The sequence below is a fragment of the Shewanella japonica genome (genome assembly GCF_002075795.1).
Classification (GTDB): domain Bacteria; phylum Pseudomonadota; class Gammaproteobacteria; order Enterobacterales; family Shewanellaceae; genus Shewanella; species Shewanella japonica.
This window is the reverse complement of sequence record NZ_CP020472.1, coordinates 1,548,113-1,561,353: the sequence shown is the minus strand read 5'-3', so window position 1 is coordinate 1,561,353 and position 13,241 is coordinate 1,548,113. Positions and strand designations below refer to the sequence as shown.

The 13,241-nt window shown below is 39.3% G+C and carries 13 protein-coding genes; 8 read left to right on the top strand and 5 right to left on the bottom strand.

Translation table 11 applies throughout. The features are described 5' to 3' along the window. Nucleotides 1-5 precede the first annotated feature (5 nt). On the bottom strand, nucleotides 6-1,043 hold the full coding sequence (locus SJ2017_RS06745; protein WP_055026341.1) for a type IV pilus twitching motility protein PilT: 1,038 nt from the start codon (nucleotides 1,041-1,043) through the stop codon (nucleotides 6-8). Between the two features lie 35 nt (nucleotides 1,044-1,078). Here SJ2017_RS06745 and SJ2017_RS06740 point away from each other — a divergent pair, with 35 nt between their 5' ends. The 8 genes from SJ2017_RS06740 to SJ2017_RS06705 all read left to right on the top strand — a co-directional run bounded on the left by SJ2017_RS06740 (nucleotide 1,079) and on the right by SJ2017_RS06705 (nucleotide 8,587). Next, nucleotides 1,079-1,768, top strand: coding sequence for a YggS family pyridoxal phosphate-dependent enzyme (locus SJ2017_RS06740; RefSeq protein ID WP_080915255.1), 690 nt, complete (start codon nucleotides 1,079-1,081; stop codon nucleotides 1,766-1,768). Between the two features lie 210 nt (nucleotides 1,769-1,978). Further along, complete coding sequence (gene proC, locus SJ2017_RS06735; protein WP_080915254.1) at nucleotides 1,979-2,797, top strand: pyrroline-5-carboxylate reductase; 819 nt, start codon at nucleotides 1,979-1,981, stop codon at nucleotides 2,795-2,797. Between the two features lie 175 nt (nucleotides 2,798-2,972). Continuing rightward, on the top strand, nucleotides 2,973-3,521 hold the full coding sequence (locus SJ2017_RS06730) for a YggT family protein (protein ID WP_065109082.1): 549 nt from the start codon (nucleotides 2,973-2,975) through the stop codon (nucleotides 3,519-3,521). Between the two features lie 104 nt (nucleotides 3,522-3,625). Next, on the top strand, nucleotides 3,626-3,919 hold the full coding sequence (gene yggU / locus SJ2017_RS06725; RefSeq protein WP_080915253.1) for a DUF167 family protein YggU: 294 nt from the start codon (nucleotides 3,626-3,628) through the stop codon (nucleotides 3,917-3,919). A 198-nt stretch (nucleotides 3,920-4,117) separates the two neighbouring features. After that, nucleotides 4,118-4,552: a DUF4426 domain-containing protein gene (locus SJ2017_RS06720; RefSeq protein ID WP_080915252.1), complete on the top strand. Its 435-nt coding sequence runs from the start codon at nucleotides 4,118-4,120 to the stop codon at nucleotides 4,550-4,552. 180 nt (nucleotides 4,553-4,732) lie between these two features. Beyond that, complete coding sequence (gene rdgB, locus SJ2017_RS06715) at nucleotides 4,733-5,329, top strand: RdgB/HAM1 family non-canonical purine NTP pyrophosphatase (RefSeq protein ID WP_055026347.1); 597 nt, start codon at nucleotides 4,733-4,735, stop codon at nucleotides 5,327-5,329. Nucleotides 5,330-5,334: 5 nt separating this feature from the next. Further along, the gene (gene hemW / locus SJ2017_RS06710) at nucleotides 5,335-6,474 is read left to right on the top strand and encodes a radical SAM family heme chaperone HemW (protein WP_080915251.1); all 1,140 of its coding nucleotides are present in this window, start codon (nucleotides 5,335-5,337) and stop codon (nucleotides 6,472-6,474) included. A gap of 265 nt (nucleotides 6,475-6,739) precedes the next feature. Then, on the top strand, nucleotides 6,740-8,587 hold the full coding sequence (locus SJ2017_RS06705; RefSeq protein WP_080915250.1) for a DUF885 domain-containing protein: 1,848 nt from the start codon (nucleotides 6,740-6,742) through the stop codon (nucleotides 8,585-8,587). A 642-nt stretch (nucleotides 8,588-9,229) separates the two neighbouring features. On the opposite strand, the gene SJ2017_RS06700 is transcribed toward SJ2017_RS06705, so the two are convergent. The 4 genes from SJ2017_RS06700 to SJ2017_RS06685 all read right to left on the bottom strand — a co-directional run bounded on the left by SJ2017_RS06700 (nucleotide 9,230) and on the right by SJ2017_RS06685 (nucleotide 13,218). Beyond that, nucleotides 9,230-10,171, bottom strand: a complete 942-nt coding sequence (locus tag SJ2017_RS06700; protein WP_080915249.1) for a LysR family transcriptional regulator — start codon at nucleotides 10,169-10,171, stop codon at nucleotides 9,230-9,232. A 499-nt stretch (nucleotides 10,172-10,670) separates the two neighbouring features. Further along, nucleotides 10,671-11,501 carry a YggN family protein gene (locus tag SJ2017_RS06695; protein ID WP_055026351.1) on the bottom strand — a complete coding sequence of 277 codons (831 nt, stop codon included), beginning with the start codon at nucleotides 11,499-11,501 and terminating at the stop codon, nucleotides 10,671-10,673. Nucleotides 11,502-11,968: 467 nt separating this feature from the next. Beyond that, the gene (glsB, locus tag SJ2017_RS06690) at nucleotides 11,969-12,883 is read right to left on the bottom strand and encodes a glutaminase B (protein WP_080915248.1); all 915 of its coding nucleotides are present in this window, start codon (nucleotides 12,881-12,883) and stop codon (nucleotides 11,969-11,971) included. An 8-nt stretch (nucleotides 12,884-12,891) separates the two neighbouring features. Further along, nucleotides 12,892-13,218, bottom strand: coding sequence for a 50S ribosome-binding protein YggL (locus SJ2017_RS06685; protein WP_055026353.1), 327 nt, complete (start codon nucleotides 13,216-13,218; stop codon nucleotides 12,892-12,894). Nucleotides 13,219-13,241 lie beyond the last annotated feature (23 nt).

Here is a 13,241-nt window from a genome sequence, read left to right as displayed (position 1 = left end):
ATCCCTTAAAAGTTAGCTTGTTTATTTGAGCTTTTAGACATCGCATCATCACGGCTAATTAAGCCACGGTTAACTAAGTTTTGTAAGCATTGCTCAAGTGTTTGCATTCCGTGCGCCATACCGGTTTGAATAGCAGAGTACATTTGCGCGACTTTATCTTCACGAATTAGGTTTCTAATCGCAGGTGTGCCCATCATAATTTCATGGGCAGCGACTCGGCCACCACCGACTTTCTTAATCAAGGTTTGCGAAATTACCGCCTGTAATGATTCAGATAACATAGTACGTACCATGTCTTTCTCACCCGCTGGGAATACATCCACAATACGGTCAACGGTTTTAGCCGCAGAAGTTGTATGCAAGGTACCAAATACTAAATGACCGGTTTCTGCTGCTGTCATTGCTAAGCGAATGGTTTCAAGGTCACGCATCTCACCAACCAGAATGACATCAGGATCTTCACGAAGTGCACTTCGAAGCGCCGCTTCAAAACTATGGGTATGCTTGTGTACTTCACGTTGGTTGACCAAACATTGTTTGTTTTGGTGAACGAATTCTATTGGGTCTTCAATGGTTAATATGTGATCATGACGTTCATTATTAATATAATCTACCATCGCAGCCAATGTGGTTGATTTACCCGAACCAGTAGGCCCTGTAACCAATACAAGCCCACGAGGAAAACTCGAAATCTTCTTAAAGATTTCAGGTGCGCCTAATTGCTCTAATGATAAAATATCACTTGGAATGGTACGAAATACCGCACCAGCACCACGAGATTGGTTATAAGCATTCACACGAAAACGAGCTAAGTTAGGCACTTCAAATGAGAAATCGATTTCTAGATGCTCTTCATAGTCCTTACGTTGCTTATCATTCATGATGTCATACACCAGACCATGAACTGCTTGGTGGTCTAAGGCAGGTAGATTAATCTTTCTGACTTCACCATCAACTCGAATCATCGGCGAAACACCTGCTGAAAGGTGTAGATCCGAGGCATTGTGTTTTACACTAAAGGCAAGTAACTCAGTTATTTCCATGGTCAATGACACCCATTTAAACAAATAAAAACAATATGACAACAATAGCAGACCGAATATCAATCGCCCAGAGCCAAATTGCTCAAGCGGCGCAAAATTGTTCACGTAACAGTGAAGAAGTCACTTTGCTTGCAGTAAGTAAGACAAAACCTATTTCAGATATTATTGCCGCCTATGAAGCTGGCCAGCGTTGTTTTGGTGAAAACTACGTCCAAGAAGGTGAAGAAAAAGTCATTGCACTTAAGCAAGACTACGCTGATATAGAGTGGCATTTTATTGGCCCGCTTCAATCAAATAAATCACGGATTGTTGCTGAACACTTTGACTGGATGCACACAGTGAGTCGAGAAAAAATCGCTAAACGATTAAATGATCAGCGTCCAGCAACCAAAGCACCTTTGCAAATATGTATTCAAGTCAATATCAGTAATGAAGACACTAAGTCTGGACTGCAAGCCAGTGAAATAAACGCATTAGCAAATGCCATCAGTCAACTTCCAAACCTAACTTTGCGTGGCTTGATGGCAATTCCAACGGCTACAGATGACATTAATGTGCAAAAAGCGGAATTTACCAAGCTTCAAGCGCTTTACCATCAACTGCAAAATGATTATCCAACGGTCGATACACTGTCGATGGGAATGAGCAATGACTTAACCGTAGCCATCGCTCATGGTTCTACCATGGTGAGAATTGGAACCGCCATTTTTGGCTCTAGAAAATAAATAAGGCTGCCGTTTTATCCTAGGCTCCTTTAGTACGATTAAATGCGTATAAGTTATGAATATTTTTTAACCTCTAGTGACTTGTAAAAAGTCACTAGCACCCAAATATATTATTTAACCGTATTTAGAAATGTCGTATGAATACCAATAACGCATTATCTGTAAACACATTAACCACGACTCACCCTACAATAAAAGCGATCTTAATTTATGACTCAAGCAAAAATCTGTTTTATTGGCGCAGGAAATATGCCTCGTTCAATTATTAGCGGACTGATTTCAAATGGATATCCTGCAGAGCTTGTGCATGCAACTAACCCAAGTGCGGGAAAGCTCGATGCGTTAAAAGCTGATTTTGGCATCCAAGTGTCTCATGACAATATTGTTGCAGCTCAAGCTGCTGATGTGATTGTGCTCAGTGTGAAACCGCAATTAATGCAAATGGTTTGTGAGCAAATGAGCCACCTAGATTTATCAAGTAAGTTAATGATTACTATCGCGGCAGGTATTCCAGCATCTCGCTACCAAGATTACTTTAAACAACCCATTAAACTCGTCCGCACCATGCCAAATACCCCAACTCAAATTGGTGCTGGCATGACAGGACTCTTTGCTGATGAATCGATTTCAGCTGCTAACAAACAAATATGTGAAACCTTAATGCAAAGCGGTGGTAAAACAGTTTGGGTAAAACAAGAAGATGAGTTAAATCAGGTCATCGCACTTGCTGGTAGTTCACCCGCTTACTTCTTCTTATTTATTGAATCTATGATTCAGCACGGCGTTAAAACGGGTCTAGATGAAGTCACTGCGCGCGAGCTTGCCCAGCAAGCTGCTTTAGGGGCTGCTCAAATGGTGGTTCAAAACCCACAGTTATCACTTGAAGAGTTACGCACTAATGTCACCTCAAAAGGTGGGACAACCGCTCAAGCAGTTGAAACTTTTGAGCAAGGAAACTTACGGGGTTTAGCTGACCAAGCTATGACAAACTGCAAAAAACGCGCAGAAGAAATGGCAAAAACGTTTTAAATTAATGCTGTTTCAGCCAAACTGATGATATTCCATTACGTTTGATAACGTATTAAGGCAATATTCAGTAAGAAATCCGATAATAGGCTTTATTAATTGATGACTGATTAACGTGATTTACTGCTAAACGAGTTATATCAGCTATTTAAAAATTGTAACAACAGGGCTCAACAAAATGAATGCAATGCAATTTCTGGTCACCACCATCTTTGACCTCTATTTAATGGTGGTCATTTTACGCTTTTGGTTACAACTCGCCAGAGCCGACTTCTACAATCCCTTTAGCCAGTTTGTAGTTAAAGCGACACAACCTATTATTGCTCCAATGCGCCGCGTTTTACCTTCAATTGGTAGTATTGATACTGCTTCAATTGCACTGGCATTTTTAGTGGTTGTGCTCAAATTTGTCACACTAGGTCTATTGGTCGATTTTAAAATCGATGCCGTTTCACTCATCATATTGTCAGCAGTATCGGTAATAAAAGAAGCTGGAATGCTGCTTTTCTGGGTATTGATTATTCGTGCATTGTTAAGCTGGTTCAATCAAGGGCATAACCCTATTGTGATGGTTATGGATCAACTTACAGAGCCATTTTTACGCCCGGTACGTAAAATATTGCCTCCAATGGGTGGTCTTGATTTATCAGTCATGATTGTTCTGATTGCAATGAACTTTATCAATATCTTATTTGCGCAATACATTCCATATTGGAACATAGTGTAAAGGCACTCATGCTTATAAGTACTTGGCACCTTTGCTTAATATAGTCAGCAATACTTAAGCAATATTTGTAACAACTTATCAGTTAATAATTAAAGGGCTATAGCATTAATAAGGCCATTACTCAGCAGCAAGATGATTTGCTGCTGAACCTTTATGTTCAACCTAAATCCAGCAGAGATACTATCGTTGGCTTGCATGGCCATGAGTTAAAAATCGCAATTACTGCGCCACCTGTTGACGGTAAAGCCAATCAACATTTAATCAAGTATCTCGCTAAATCCTTTAAAGTCAGTAAATCGGATGTAATGCTGCTAAAAGGACTTCAAGGGCGCCACAAACAAGTCAAAATAATCCAACCAAAACAGCTACCAGAGGCAATATCCGCCCTTTTGAGTTAAGCTCATTTCAGCTTTTGTACTTATCATTTTGTATCTACAACATGCACTATATAATCAGCATCTTACATTTAGAAACGATTAAAATAAGGTCGGCGGAGGGAAAATTCTCTATACTTATATTATAAAGATTATTGTTAAGCTTATGTGCTTGCAAGCTGTTCAGTCAGTAAACACATAAGTTAATTGAGGACGTTAGTTATGTTGCGAACAATTTTATTGAGCTTGTTACTCAGCCTTACCGTAATAAGTCATGCTTTTGCTGAGCAAAAACAGCAAGTCGGAAATTTTGATATTCACTACATGGCGTTAAGCAGCACCTTTATCACACCTAGTATTGCCAAAACCTATGGTATTGAACGAAGCAATTACAATGGCATTGTTAATATTGCAGTGTTAGATACCAGCCAAGAAGGCAACCCACCTGTTGCAGTTGAGATATCAGGGATAGCTAACAATTTACTTGATGCAAGAATCACGCTTGATTTTAAAGAAATAAAAGAAGGCAAAGCCATTTATTACATTGCGCAAGTTCCTTACCGCGACGATCAAGAAATTAATTTCAACATAGCCATAAAATATGGCAATAAACTCAATACTTCAGTCAAGTTCAAACAAAAATTCTTTGTTGAATAGTTAGGCGGAGCCCCAATAACAGTCTGATATGACATAAAGCCAATACCCTTCAGTATTGGCTTTAATTCATTTGGTCAATGGATAAATAATTTTCCCAAAGCGTTACTCTCTTGATTCAAACTATCTATCATTTGTGCCCTTAGGTATCATTAGCAAAATTTTTCTTATCAAGGTCTTTTCATGCAACAGATTGTCTTAGCCAGTGGCAACAAAGGTAAGCTTAAAGAGTTCGATCAAATGTTGGCTAAATTCAACATTCAAGTTTTACCGCAGAACCAATTTAACGTACCAGAAGTGGCAGAAACAGGAACAACTTTCATCGAAAACGCCATTATCAAAGCAAGGCATGCCGCCGAAGTGACTGGCAAGCCAGCCATTGCTGATGACTCTGGTCTTGAGGTGGATGCATTGCAAGGTGCACCTGGAATATACTCAGCAAGATATGGCGGTGAAAACGCTACAGAAAAAGACAGATACTTAAAATTACTCAATGCTCTTGAGGGTCAATCAAACCGCAATGCACGTTTTCAATGTGTACTGGTTTATATGCGTCATGCAAAAGATCCAACCCCTATCGTTTGTCAAGCTGCATGGGAAGGACAAATTAGTATTGCGCCACAAGGCGAACAAGGTCATGGCTACGATCCTGTATTTATTCCACATGGTTTTGACTGTTCAGCAGCAGAACTGACTAGCGAGCAAAAAAATCAATTAAGCCATCGTGGTTTAGCCTTGGATTTGCTAGTAGATGCATTAAAAGCGAAAGGAATTATTTAATTAGTATGCTGACGCTTCCTCCGTTAAGTCTTTATATTCACATCCCTTGGTGTGTACAAAAATGTCCTTATTGTGATTTTAATTCCCATGGGCAACATGGTGAGTTACCGCAGCAGCAATATGTCGATGCGCTATTAGCCGATTTATCTTTAGACTTACATTACGTACAAGGCCGTAAGCTTCATAGCATTTTTATTGGCGGTGGCACGCCATCATTATTTGAGGCTTCGCAAATCAAACGTATTCTTGAGGCCGCTAAATCTCAAATAGGGTTTGAAGACGATATTGAAATCACAATGGAAGCGAATCCTGGCACCTTAGAACATGATGACTTTGCCGCCTATCAAGCAGCTGGAGTGACTCGTTTATCCATAGGTGTTCAAAGCTTTTCAAAAGATAAACTCAACTTGCTTGGCCGAATTCATGATGAAAATGAAGCCGTTACTGCTGCAAATACGGCGTCAAATGCAGGTTATCAAAGCTTTAATTTAGATCTTATGCACGGCTTACCCAATCAAAGTTTTGATGAAGCTATGGCAGACATTGATACGGCGGCCAACTTAATGCCGCCTCATCTTTCTTGGTATCAATTAACTATTGAGCCCAATACGCTATTTCACTCGAAGCCACCACAACTACCTGATGACGAAAACCTTTGGCATATCTATGAGCAAGGGCAAAAGAAATTAGCACAGTTAGGTTACGAGCAATATGAGATTTCAGCTTACGCCAAACCAGGTTTTCAGTGCAGACATAATCTTAACTATTGGCAATTCGGGGATTATCTGGGTATCGGTTGTGGCGCACACGGTAAAATCACCCAAGTCCAACAAGATACGATTATCCGCACCGTAAAGATTAAACACCCTAAAGGGTATTTAGCTACTGATAACTTTACCTTTGAGACTAGCGTTGTCGAGCATGAAGATAGGGCTCTGGAATACTTAATGAATAGGCTCCGTTTAATGACCCCTATTCCAAAAGCAGAGTTTGAACAGCGAACAGGGTTATCTCATACAGTGCTTAATGATGGAATGAAAAAGTCTATCGAACGTGGTTTATTAACTGACTCTAGTACGCATTGGCAATTAACCACCAAAGGGCATATGTTCGTGAATGATCTTTTGTCGCAATTTATCGACTAACTTCACTTACCTATTCCTGTAACAATACAGCTGTTCTCAAAGCAGCACATATTAAAGCCACTACAACTACAATTAGTGGCTTTTTTATTCCATTATTACTTTTATAGATCATGACGAAAGCACGCTAAATCTCCCTCGACCTCATTCAGCAACAATTAATACACAATTGCTAACATTTCACTTTACCTTTTTTTATCCTGCTCTATTAGGATAACTATCAATATTACTAATATTGACTCTATTTCACTAAGTTAACGGACATTTTATGCGACTAAAAACAAAAACGACACTTATAGCCGTAGCCCTATCAAGCCTTTTATCGACTTCAGTTATCGCTCATGGAACTCACGGACAAACGGTAATGAGCCCAACTGAATCAACTAAAAAAGCGACCACTGAATCAGAAAAAGCCAATGAGCTATTTGAAAACATTTTCATGGAAAATGTCATGTCTAGCCCTATCTCTCAAACCTATATGCGTATTAAAAAAGATTACGACAAATGGGGTGATTTTAGTGAAAAGGCGCAAGACGAAGACTTAGCTCGTGCCAAAAAGCACTTAGCACAGCTAGATAGCATAGATGTTAGCAAACTCGATGAACAAACTGCACTAAGCTACAAGCTAATGAAGCAAGGTTTAGAGCAAGATATCGCTGATGATAAATGGCGCCACCATACTTACCCAGTCAATCAAATGTACGGTAGCCATACCTTCATAGCGACCTTCTTAATCAATCAACATCAAGTTGCCAGTGTAAGCGATGCAGAAGCCTACATCAGTCGTTTAAACGGCGTTAAGCTTGCCAGTGAGCAACTCGTCGAAGGTTTAAAACTTCGTGCTGATAAAGGGATTATCGCACCTAAGTTTGTATTCCCTTATGTCATATCAGACAGCCAAAATATCATTACTGGTGCTCCTTTTAGCGATACTGAGGAAAAAAGCACGCTATGGGCTGATATCAATAAAAAGGTTGCTGCATTAGATGCACCACAAGCGAAAAAAGATGAGCTACTTGCAGATGCTAAACAAGCATTACTGACCAGTGTTCAACCAGCATATACCAACCTTATCGCCTATCTTAATGAGCTTGAGAAAAAAGCTGATACACATGATGGTGTCTGGAAGCTACCTGAAGGTGATGACTTTTTTAATATGCGCTTAAGTCGTGTGACTACCACTGACATGACCTCAGAAACTATCCACAAGTTAGGCTTAGCGGAAGTCGCTCGTATTCATGACGAAATGCGTGCAATTATGAAAAAGGTGAAATTTGACGGTGACTTGCAAGAGTTTATGGCCTTCATGCGTGATGATGATCAGTTTTACTACCCTGATACTGCAGAAGGTAAAACTCGCTACATGACTGAAGCTAAAGAACTTATCGACAACATGGAGTCACGCCTTGATGAAGTCTTTAACATCAAACCAAAAGCTAAACTAATCGTAAAACAAGTCGAAGCCTTCCGTGAGAAGTCAGCAGGTAAAGCGTTTTATGATGCACCTGCACCTGATGGCTCTCGCCCTGGTACCTACTACGCAAACTTATACGATATGAAGGCCATGCCAACTTATCAAATGGAAGCATTGGCTTACCATGAAGGTATTCCTGGTCACCATATGCAAATCGCTATTGCTCAAGAACTAGAAGGCATTCCGAAGTTCAGAAAATACGGTGGCTATACTGCATATATCGAAGGTTGGGGCTTATATACTGAGTACTTCCCTAAAGAAATGGGCTTGTATGCCGATCCTTACTCTGACTTTGGTCGCTTAGCAATGGAATTATGGCGAGCTTGTCGTTTAGTCGTTGATACGGGTATTCACTCTAAAAAGTGGACGCGTGAACAAGGTATTCAATACTATGTGGACAATACACCTAATGCGGAATCTGACGCTATCAAAATGGTAGAACGCCATATTGTAATGCCAGGACAAGCAACGGCATACAAAGTTGGTATGATAAAAATTCTAGAGCTACGTGAAGATGCTAAAAAGCAATTGGGTGATAAATTTGATATTCGCCAATTCCACACACTGATCCTAGAAAATGGCCCTGTACCGCTAGATGTATTAGAAGCGAAAGTAACTGACTGGGTAAATGCCAGTAAGTAACAACTCGCTGACTGCTTTCTTTCAAGACAAAAAAGCCACTGATATCAGTGGCTTTTTTATATTATCTAATTCACATTCAAGCCGTTGGCTGAATAAAAAAATAGCTTTATATTCTGGGTTAGGAATATAGGAAGAATCTAGTCACTCAATCTCACATTAGCAGCTAATGTAACAAAGTAAGACTATTTGAAATCAACACCCTAACACTGTAGCTAGGTTATTTTAGATAAAAATAACCCCAGCACAAAGTCTGGGGTAAACCAATATAAACTAGGATGATGGTTTCAAAGCCGGCATTGTTCTAATTTTAAAACCGTTGCCAGCAGTGATTCAAAACTTGCGAAGTTGCTGGTTTGCACATTTTGATGAAAAGGGGTCATTTCTCAACAAGATGCGTGACTCAAACCATTCCGAATCAACTGAAATCTATTGTATTGATTTAAGAACATAGTTCAAGTCGTACCGTTTAAATTGTTTTAGCTACAAAACAAAAAACACACTGTACATTTTTCAAACACAAACAATTAACCACCTGTTTTTTTAATGAAAAATAAAAAAGCCGCACAATAATGAGCGGCTTTATTTTAAATTTCGAACAATGTTTCCATATATTCTTACGTAATTTAACCCTTATATGCGTATTTATTTACGTAATTTGTATAAGTGATCAAATTTAGCATCCCAGTATGGCGTGCTACCAATGTGCCCCTTAATAAAGTCAATGAATGCGCTGACTTTTGGTGCAAGATGTTTACGACGAGGGTAAACCGCTTGAAGTGGTAAGTTATTGGTTAACTGCCAATCAGGTAGTAAAGGAACTAAAGTCCCTTGCTCAATTTCATCTTCCATGAGGTAACTTGCAAGATACGCAATGCCTAAGCCGCTGACAGCGGCGGATTTAAGTGCAGGTGCATTATCAACACGGAAGTTACCAGAAACACCGATCTCACAGTAATCTTCAGCTTTCTTGAACTGCCACATACTGTGTTCATGCCACTCACCTTGATATACAAGACAGTTATGATCAACTAACTGTTCTGGGCGAGAAATTGTGCCATGTTGAGCAATATACTCAGGTGATGCAGCTAAAAGGAACTGACACTTCATTAAAGGACGTGCCACCATGCCCAAAGGTAATTGCTCAGACATAGTTAATAGTAAATCTAACCCTTCGCTGACCACGTCAACCTTATGATCCAATAAGCTAACCTGTAGCTCTAACTCAGGGTGTTTAGCCATAAACTCAGGTAATGCAGGGATAATATGCATAGTACCGAACGACTGCGAAATACCTACTTTCAATACACCACGAGTAGCATCATTAAGATTGTGCACACTCGCCACGGCTTGCTCTGCATCTCTTAGCAGCTCTTCACCTTGGATATAAAGTAAGTTCCCGGCCTCAGTAAGACTCAAACTACGTGTAGTACGTTGAATAAGTTGAACCCCAAGTTTATGTTCAAGATCAGCAACCTGAGTACTTACTTTGGATTTAGATATACTCAGTCTTCTCGCTGCAGCGCTGAAACTACCAGCACGGGCAACATGAGTAAAAATAGCAATAGGTTCTAACAGTTCTAACATTGGAGTCGCCTTACGCTGTTTACGACATTAAAAATAGTTTTTGGTATGCAAATAACTGTAACTTGCCCGAAACAAAACTGAGCAAAAATCAGTCAGGAATGCAGTGTAAAAATAATACACAGAACACCAAAAAAGAAATTAAATACAGATAATCCGTTATCTTGAATAACCAACCAAAACTAAAACAATAAGTTAATAGGTTAGCAATTCAGTTTTATAATTTTAGGAGTATACCAAAAAAACTATAAATGGCTCTATATTTATAATATACAATTTTTTTATCAGAACAAATAATTAGTTTCTTAGAAATGTCGTTGAATAAGGGGATTAAGCGGATTAATAACGAAAAAGCCCCTGCAAAAGGTTGCAGGGGAAGGTCAGGTACATTTTAACAATGCTATAAATTGAACAATCAAGATAATGAATAATTACCGCTAAAGAATAGGTAATTGTTATTACCTTAAGCTTCACTCAAGCTTAAAGAGTCACTCAAAGTAAATTACTCATATAACTCGTGATCTAATGTTGCTAATTGGTAATCAGACAACTGAGGGATAGACTGGCGCATCTCACCTTCTATAATCATAAGTTCTTCAAAGTCTTCACAAATCTTTTCAGCTTTCGCTTCGATAGCCTCTGATTGCTCAGCAACTTGTAACTCAATATCCTCGCCCATTTTTTCCATTTTCTTTCCGAACGAGTCCATTTTCTCTTCGAAACTACCGCCTTCTGAAGACATCATTTCAGCACCAAGGGCCATCATAAAGCTGCCCATAGAATTTTCTATCATCGCTTCCATTTCTTTCTCGAAGTCTTCATTAAATGCTTGCTCAATTGATGATTCAGTCGCTCCTAGATAGAATTTATCGCCTTGCTGATAAGCAGCTTCATCCAAGCGGCTTTGAATGCCTGCTAACATTTCATCAAGCTTAGCCCCTGTCGCATCACCAAAAATTGGCGTAAGCGCTAAACTCACAGCATCGGTGGCAAGTACGACGACTTCATTAACGAGATCGATAATTTCTGGAACTTGCTTAGATAAGCCTTCAGAATAATCTGACACTAAGTTTTGTTGCTTAGCGTTAAGTTTAATTTTATTACCTTCAACAAATAATTCGCCCATTTCGACACGATATAACTCTTGGCCTTTTTCACTAACGAGTAGTTTTTTCGGTTCTACTGTCACATCATAATTTAAGGTTACATTGCATTGCTGATCTTCAATTGACAGTTTAGCCATTGCAGGGTTGAAGGCGCCAGCTGTAAAAATTAATCCTGATAATGCAATGCCTTTAAGTAACCCTGTGTTGGTATAATTTAACGTTTTCATTAGCCATTTCCTTGCTGTTAAACAAATACAATCTTTCACGACTAGACTGCATTTTTAATAATAAGTGAACCCAAACTCTATTAAGTGACTTAGCGCCAGTTAAAGAACGCTTTACTTAATCCATATAAAGCATACAGCGTGCCAAAATATATAAATCATTAGATTTCAAGTGGTTAAGAAAATGTTATAGCAACAAATTAGGCGGAATTGCTAAAAAAGTTTACTCAGTTTGCGTGAAATTAACCATAAAGTGGTTTATTTCACACATTAATAATATAAGTTCATCAGCGCTTTTCTGCGCCGATAGCAGAATATAGATAGCCTAATTAGAGCAGGTTATAATTCAGCCTTCTTGGCTGAAGGTTTTGAAACCTAAAGTATTGAAACTGAAAGTATTGAGACTGAAAGTATTGAAGAGGAAAGACTTGAAATACGACGTATTGAAGTAAAAAAGCATTAAGCCGCTTTTAAAATATCGAGCGGCCTAGAGATTGCGAAAGGTGTTCTAGCATGTGTGTGCCAGCGAGTGAGTTGCCATTTTGATCAAGTTCAGGTGACCAAACACAAATGGACATGTCTCCAGGAATTACAGCAATGATGCCACCGCCTACGCCACTTTTACCCGGCATACCAACTCGATAGGCAAACTCCCCTGCACCATCATATAAACCTGATGTAGCAAGCAAAGCATTCAGCTGACGAGTTTGTACAGGTGTAATCAACTGATGACCTTGTAAGGTTTTCCCTCGATTAGCTAAATAGAACATCGCTTTTGATAAATCCGCGCAGTTCATTTTTAATGAACAGTAATGAAAGCAACTTTTTAATACCGTATCAACATTACCTTCGAAATTTCCAAAAGACTTCATTAAGTAAGCAATAGAGGCATTTCTAGCGCTGAATTTGAACTCAGAGTTAGCCACATTCTTGTCAAAACAAATATGTGAGTTACCACTAAGCTTTCGTACTTCTTCCAACATACGATGCTTAGGGGCGCTTTGTCTTGCTTGAATTAAATCGGCAATCACTAAAGCACCGGCATTAATAAAGGGATTTCGAGGGATCCCGCGTTCTAATTCAACTTGTACAAGCGAATTAAAGGACTGACCCGAAGGTTCTTTACCTACTCGACACCAAATTCCATCTTCAGAATACAAACTCAACGCCAGAGTTAAACTAAATACTTTGGAGATACTTTGAATTGAAAATGGCTCAAGATAGTCGCCAGCGCCCACAGTTTGACCATCAGCTGTGGTGACTGCTATTGCAATTTTATTCGGATCGACATTACCCAATGCTGGTATGTAGTTTGCGACCTTCCCAGAACCAATAAGTGGCCGAACTTTGTCGACCACTTGTTCTAGCAATATTTGCTCAGGCATCGGCTATATTAGCCCCACCAGATATCATAAAGTGCACTAACTTCAAGTTGAGGCACTTTTTTCGATTCCCAAAATGCTTTCACAGCAGCAACGTCTTCTTCAGTACATTTACCGATTTGCTGCGTTGCAATAATACCTTCCCACATTTTATGACCGCCGCCATGGAAGCCTAATTTACGAGGCTCGATAACTTGATCGATAAACTCGTCAACAGCTTTATCAATATCCTCTTCAGAAATTGATTCTTCGAACGTCCAGTTGACATCAAAACCAAGTTCTTGGAACTCATCAACGCGTAACTTTTTACGTAAACGGCGAGTACGATTCTTAGCCATGTTTTTATCCTAGTTAGTATTAA